Origin of the sequence: Ahrensia sp. R2A130, from assembly GCF_000179775.1 — a bacterium.
Taxonomy (GTDB): domain Bacteria; phylum Pseudomonadota; class Alphaproteobacteria; order Rhizobiales; family Rhizobiaceae; genus Pseudahrensia.
The window spans coordinates 965,719-971,718 of the sequence record NZ_AEEB01000003.1 but is presented as its reverse complement, the minus strand read 5'-3'; the positions used below and the strand labels follow the sequence as shown (position 1 = coordinate 971,718).

The following is a 6,000-nucleotide window of genomic DNA, read 5'->3' as shown; positions in this document are numbered from 1 at the left end:
ACGTGTCGGAAGAAAAGCTGGAACCGCGCCTTGGCGAACGGGCGGATAATTTCCGCAACGAGCGTGCGATGCCGCATGACATTCCACATCGGGTGCAAGCGTTGTCCGCCGACCTTGAAACATTCGAGGAGGATGACCGTCTTGCGCTGGTCTTGATGCAACATCCTGAACATCGAGCCATTGCCAAACGTGTTCAGACAATCGCGCAACATCCATACGGTGAAATCCGCGATAATCTCGTCGCGGAAGGTATTCGGCCGATAGACCTGTTGCGGTGCAAACTGTCGTTCTTCGGTGCGTCCCGCTTCGACCCGCGTTCGGACCGTTGGACCCGCATTACGCTTTACGCCGGTGCGCCGAGCGCCGATGAATTGACGGCAGAAAATGCAGGCGATTGCTTCTTGCCTGCATCGGCAACGCCTGCATGAAAGCCGGACATATCTCTCAAAACGAGTGGCTTGTGACGTTGCAAAAAGCTGCCATCGCCCGTGGCGTCGAACGCGAAACTGCGCGTGAACTTGCGGTCGGTTGCGGGCTATACCGAAGCGAAGAGGCGCTGGCGGAACTTGTTCTCGCGTTGACGAAATTCGCCCATGGAAAATCTGCCAAATTCGCAATCGGAGACGATAGCATCTGGCGGGCAGGGCAGGCGCGGGCGCTGATCGATGGACCGTCGATGATCGACCTTGCGACGATTTCCAGCGGCGTCGAAGCGCGTGTCGATCATCCATCGCTGCTACACGCCTTTGCCATCGCGCGAACTCAGGAAACCGGTGAGCATTTTTCCGACATTGCCAACAGCCTGACGCCAACGGATTTTGGTACGCCGGTGCTGATCCATGCTATTGCGGTGGCCAAGCCGATGGAGCGGATATTCAACACCTGCGCGCCGGATAATGCGGACTTTCGCGCGTTGCAGGTTATGGCTAGCGATCTGCTGGTTCCAGCAGACGACGCTAGCCGCGCTGATGCTGGCGCAGGTAATTCAGACAATGATTAATTCGACTTTGGAGAAAACACTATGGCGCAAATGACGCTGGACGAGATCGAGACACTGGCAACAAATGCGCTGGTTGGAGCAGGGACTTCTGCCACCAATGCGGGTGCCGTTGCGCGATCGACCCGGATGGCGGAACGTGATGGTGTTCGGTCGCATGGCTTGATGTATGTGCCGATCTACGCCGAGCACGTCCACTGCGGGAAAGTGGACGGTAAGGCCGAGCCTGCCGTCGAAACACCCAAACCTGCGCTGGTGCGTGTCGATGCGAAGTCCGGCTTTGCCCACCCGGCGATCGATGCGGGTTTTGATGCTATGGTCGATGCTGCACGTTCGCAGGGTGTGGGTGTGATGAGCATCTTCAACTCTTATAATTGCGGCGTGCTGGGCCACCATGCGGAGCGCATTGCGCGGGCGGGATTGTTGGGCCTTTGCTTCACCAATGCGCCAGCCTCCATCGCACCGGCCGGCGGCAAGAAGCCTGTCGTTGGCACCAACCCGTTTGCGCTTGGCGTCCCTGGCCCGGATGGCGAACCGACATTCGTTATCGACCAATCTGCTTCTGCCATCGCCAAAAGCGAAATCATGCTGCGGAACCGCGAAGGTGAACCCATTCCCGAAGGTTGGGCGCTGGACGCTGACGGCAACCCGACGACCGATCCGGCCATTGCGCTGAAAGGTTCCATGGTGCCATCGGGCGGAGCAAAAGGGTTCGGCGCTGGCTTGATGGTGGAGGTGTTTGCCGCTGCCCTTTCAGGCGCGGTGTTGGGCAAGGATTCCAGCCCGTTTTCCGGCACCGTAGGCGGCCCGCCCAACACGGGACAGACCTTCATTGCCATAGACCCGGACCCGCTTTCCAGCGGTGGTTTTGGCGAACGCGTTGCAGCGCTTGCTGAAGCGATTACCGCGCAAGAAGGGTCACGTTTGCCCGGCTCACGCCGTGTGGCAGCGCGGGCCAACACGTCCGGCAAAATCGAAGTGCCGGACGATCTGGTGGAACGCATCCGCGCCTTTGGCTAAGGCGATTTAGCCTTGATGCATGGCGTGTTTGGCGTCGATGCCCTCGGTGGTGATCATGGCATCGTCGATCTCGCGTTTCTTCTGCGCCAGCAATTTGCGCTGGTAGCGGGACTGTACGATGTCCACCAAAAGCAGCACCACGAGGACGAAGTAGAAGGTCGTTTTTGCCATCGGCTCCACGGGGTAACCGAACAGCATGATGTGGGCGAGGTGGCCACCTTCCGACACCAGCATGATGCCGACGATAAACAAGACGAAGAGGCCTAGCACTTCGTACATGCGGTTCTTCGACAAGAAGTCTGACACGCGATCTGCCAGAAACAGCATCATCAGGCCGGAGATGATGATGGCGGTCGCCATGATGAGGAAGAAGTCGGTCAGCGCCAGCGCCGACAGGATGGAATCGAACGAGAACACGAGGTTCATGATGACGATCATCGTGACCACTTGGGCGACCGATTTTATGCCGCGCTGCGCATCCGCATGGGGGTCATGAACCGCCATCATATGCATGATTTCTTTCATCGCCGTATAGATGATGAAGGCGCCGCCGAAGAGAACGATAAGCGAATGGCCGCTGATCTTGCCTTCCAGAATGCCGGGAATATTGACCGTGTAAAACGGTTCCTCGAAATAGGCGATTGCCTGGGTGACCACGAAGAGCAGCACGATACGCAGCGCAATCGCCATGAGAATACCCATGCGACGCACCCGTGATTGATCAGCGAGCGGTACGCGCTTCGACTCGATGGAAATGTAAAGCAGGTTATCGAAGCCAAGCACGGCCTGAAGCAGAACGAGCATGAGAAGCGTGAAGAAGTTTTGCAGCGTGAGAAGTTCAGCCAGCGAAAAGGTTTCAAACATTGATGCGTCGCCTGTAAATGAAGTGATGGGCCATGTGCTGGCCGCCTGCCAATAATGACGTATAGCGCTTTAATGCGCCCAGCGCGAAACCCGTTCCCACTCTGGTGCGTTTGCACAGCAGTGAAGTTTTGAAAAAGGTTAGATCATGAGCGCTCCTTGGAAACATGTCTGGATTACCGGTGCGAGCTCCGGCCTTGGCGAAAACTGCGCCCGCAAGCTGGCCGAGCAGGGGTGCCACGTTTCGATCAGCGCCCGTTCGGAAGACAAGCTGAATGCTATTGCAGATGGCAATTCCAACATCAGCGTCTACCCGTGCGATGTAACGGACCGTGAAAAGATGAACGCGGTCAAGGACGAGATGGAAGCGGCGCATGGGCCGGTCGATCTCGTTATTTTGTGCGCGGGAGCATGGTTCCAGAGTTCATTGACCGAGATGAAGCCTGAGAATTTTCAGAAGACGCTGGACGTAAATATCATGGGTGTCGTCAACGGTCTCGATGCCGTGCTGCCGGATATGATTGCCCGTGGTGAGGGGCATATTTCGTGGGTGTCGTCGGTGGCTGGTTATGGTGGTTTGCCCAATTCCGCCAGCTACGGTGCAACCAAGGCTGCGCTCATCAATATGGCGGAAGGTTCGCACGGCGAATTGGCCCGCAAGGGCATCGCGCTTTCGGTCATCAACCCCGGTTTTGTGCGGACGCCGATGACGGATAAGAATGATTTTCCAATGCCATTCCTGATGGAGCCGGAGGATGCTGCGGACAAGATGATTGCCGGATTGAAGGCGAAGAAGTTCGAAATCGCGTTCCCGTGGCAGCTCGTTTGGATACTCAAGTTCCTGAATATATTGCCGTATTGGCTCTACCTTCGGATCATCCAGAAAATCGCATGATATTTCGGGAAATAATGCAATCTTTGGGAAAACTTGGCCGTTAAATCGAAGGAAGCGGCTCGAAATCACGAACAATCGGGGCGGGCGGATGATCGGGACTGGGCTGTAGCCTCATCCCTTTTTTCCAAAGCTTCACCGCTTCCCAATGAATACCCGCGACGATTTTTACGGTCATCAAAGGGTAGCGGAAAAATGCGCGAAGAAGCGATTTGTCGGTCAGCTCGTCGCGGCTTCCGCGGAAATGCGTTCGCAGTGTCGCTGCTCCGTCCAACTTCAAAGCTACGCCTACGGTCAGCTCTGCGGCGGGCGGGGTGACATGGAAAAGGTAGTCGCCCTCGACCTTGTTGAAGGGGGAGACGTAGAACAGTTTCGCCATGCCGTGGCGGGCCGTACCGTTAACGAGATTGCCCGCGTGCAAAACGTAGGTGAGGTCTTGTCCGAATGTGTTGCGGACCTCGTAGATCATCAACACGGGGCGGTTTTCAGCGTCGACGCAAAAATAGACCGTGAGCGGATTGAAGGCGTAGCCGAGGATGCGGGGGTAGAAGAGCATGGTTATGCGCTCGACCTGTTGCTCAACGCCGGCGCGGCGAACTTCGCTCCATGCGAACTCAGAAACGGATGAACCGTCCCGCAAACCATGGTCGCGGTGGCGCAGGGAAAACAGGTTGAACCGACCCAGTGAAAACAGTTTCAGACCGTTGGTGGTTTCCGCGATGCGATCCACGTCGAGCGCCATGGAGAAGACGCGATAGTTGAGCCGGTGCTCCACGGGACGGATGCGCTTGTGGACGACTTCACCGTGATAGAGCGCGCCGCCGGACATCATTATTCTGCTGCTTGAAGCTGTGCCGCCGGATTGGAAATCGTGATGCGACCGGACTCGTTTTCGACTTCCCACGGGCGACGGACGCCGCCCAGTTGTTCAGCAACGGCAAGGCCGGACTGCAGCCCGTCTTCGTGGAAGCCGGAACCGAAATGCGCGCCACAGAACCATGTGCGGTTCGTGCCTTGGAGTGACCAAAGCTCTTGCTGCGCGTTCAGCGCGGCTTCATCGAAAAGCGGGTGGGCGTAGTCAAAACTTGCTGCGACGTTTTTCAATTCCATGTCTTCCGGCGGGTTTAGGGTGACGAAGATATCTTCGTCTGTGCCCAAATCCTGTAGCGCGTTCATCCAATAGCTCAGGCACAGGCGGCTGTTGGCATCCGGGGGCTGGCCGGGCTTGTCGAAGTCGATGTAATTCCAGGCATCCCAAACGCGGCGGCGCTTCGGCATCGCGGCGGGGTCGCGGTGAAGAACGGCGCGGTTCGGGGTGTAGCGGAATGAGCCCAGCAGGCGTTGCTCTTCTGCCGATGGTGCATCGAGCATATTCAGCGCCTGGTCGGCGTGGGTGGCGATGACGACGTCGTCGAAAGTTCGCACCACGCCATCTGCACCATGAACGTCCACGCGGTCGTGGTGGCGGACCACGCTTGTGGCTGCAGCATTCGTTTGAACGGCGAAATTTCCGTCGGCCACGACGGCGTTCAAATAGGTGCGTGAACCGCCTACGACCGTTCCCCATTTCGGGCGGTCTTCAACCTGCAACAGCGCATGGTTTTGGAAAAAGGAGATGAACGCGCGGGCGGGGTAATCCATCACGTCGCCCGCATCGCTGGACCAGATGGCGGCACCCATGGGCAGCAAGTGGTTTTCGATGAAGGCGCGGCTGTAGTTTTTGCTGGCCAAGTAATCGCCAAGCGATTGTTCGGTAGGAATAGCGTCGAGATCGGCAGCGGCTTCGCGAAAGAACCGTAGGATATCGCGTATCATCAGCCAGTGTGAGGGCTTGGCGATATTCGAGCGCTGACCGAAGAGGGCGGAGTAACTGCCGCCAGAATATTCGTAGCCGCCGGAAAACCGCGACACCGCAAAGCCCATGGTGGTGTCGTGAACCGGCACGTCGAGATGATCGAATAGGGCGACCAGATTGGGGTAAGTGGCGGTGTTGAAACAGATGAAACCCGTGTCCACGGCGACTGTTTGGCCGTTCACATCCATGTCCACGGTGTTGGTGTGGCCACCCAACCGGTCGTCAGCTTCCAGCAGCGTTACGTCGTGTTTTTTGGACAGTAACCAAGCGGCGGACAGGCCGGAAATGCCTGAGCCGATAACAGCGATATTTTTGGTGTTCATCTGGCCCGTTTCCATAATCGGATATAAATCCGCACGCTTTACATCAGGCTCC

General features: G+C 57.2%; 6 protein-coding genes and 1 pseudogene. 4 read left to right on the top strand and 3 right to left on the bottom strand.

Translation table 11 applies throughout. The features are described from left to right. The 3 genes and pseudogenes from R2A130_RS18655 to R2A130_RS05410 all read left to right on the top strand — a co-directional run. A pseudogene (locus R2A130_RS18655) lies at positions 1–428 on the top strand (hypothetical protein); the annotation flags it as partial. Next, positions 425–1,000 (top strand): hypothetical protein, encoded by a 576-nt coding sequence (locus R2A130_RS05415; protein WP_009757772.1) that lies wholly within the window; start codon positions 425–427, stop codon positions 998–1,000. The pseudogene R2A130_RS18655 and the gene R2A130_RS05415, both read left to right, overlap by 4 nt. Positions 1,001–1,021: 21 nt before the next feature. After that, on the top strand, positions 1,022–2,017 hold the full coding sequence (locus R2A130_RS05410) for an Ldh family oxidoreductase (RefSeq protein WP_009757771.1): 996 nt from the start codon (positions 1,022–1,024) through the stop codon (positions 2,015–2,017). Positions 2,018–2,023: 6 nt separating this feature from the next. On the opposite strand, the gene R2A130_RS05405 is transcribed toward R2A130_RS05410, so the two are convergent. Then, positions 2,024–2,881: a TerC family protein gene (locus R2A130_RS05405; protein WP_009757770.1), complete on the bottom strand. Its 858-nt coding sequence runs from the start codon at positions 2,879–2,881 to the stop codon at positions 2,024–2,026. Positions 2,882–3,026: 145 nt separating this feature from the next. On the opposite strand from R2A130_RS05405, the gene R2A130_RS05400 reads away from it, so the two are divergent. After that, positions 3,027–3,773, top strand: coding sequence for an SDR family NAD(P)-dependent oxidoreductase (locus tag R2A130_RS05400; protein WP_009757768.1), 747 nt, complete (start codon positions 3,027–3,029; stop codon positions 3,771–3,773). Between the two features lie 40 nt (positions 3,774–3,813). Here R2A130_RS05400 and R2A130_RS05395 read toward each other — a convergent pair whose 3' ends face one another. Both R2A130_RS05395 and R2A130_RS05390 read right to left on the bottom strand, forming a co-directional pair. Then, positions 3,814–4,602: a DUF1365 domain-containing protein gene (locus R2A130_RS05395; protein ID WP_009757767.1), complete on the bottom strand. Its 789-nt coding sequence runs from the start codon at positions 4,600–4,602 to the stop codon at positions 3,814–3,816. Beyond that, positions 4,602–5,948, bottom strand: coding sequence for an NAD(P)/FAD-dependent oxidoreductase (locus tag R2A130_RS05390; protein ID WP_198008611.1), 1,347 nt, complete (start codon positions 5,946–5,948; stop codon positions 4,602–4,604). The genes R2A130_RS05395 and R2A130_RS05390 overlap by 1 nt, the downstream gene beginning before the upstream one ends. Positions 5,949–6,000 lie beyond the last annotated feature (52 nt).

Coding starts and splice junctions, on each gene's coding strand:
- R2A130_RS05410 (WP_009757771.1), top strand. CDS start 1,022: ATGGCGCAAATGACGCTGGACGAGATCGAGACACTGGCAACAAATGCG.
- R2A130_RS05400 (WP_009757768.1), top strand. CDS start 3,027: ATGAGCGCTCCTTGGAAACATGTCTGGATTACCGGTGCGAGCTCCGGC.
- R2A130_RS05390 (WP_198008611.1), bottom strand. CDS start 5,948: ATGAACACCAAAAATATCGCTGTTATCGGCTCAGGCATTTCCGGCCTG.
- R2A130_RS05415 (WP_009757772.1), top strand. CDS start 425: ATGAAAGCCGGACATATCTCTCAAAACGAGTGGCTTGTGACGTTGCAA.
- R2A130_RS05405 (WP_009757770.1), bottom strand. CDS start 2,881: ATGTTTGAAACCTTTTCGCTGGCTGAACTTCTCACGCTGCAAAACTTC.
- R2A130_RS05395 (WP_009757767.1), bottom strand. CDS start 4,602: ATGATGTCCGGCGGCGCGCTCTATCACGGTGAAGTCGTCCACAAGCGC.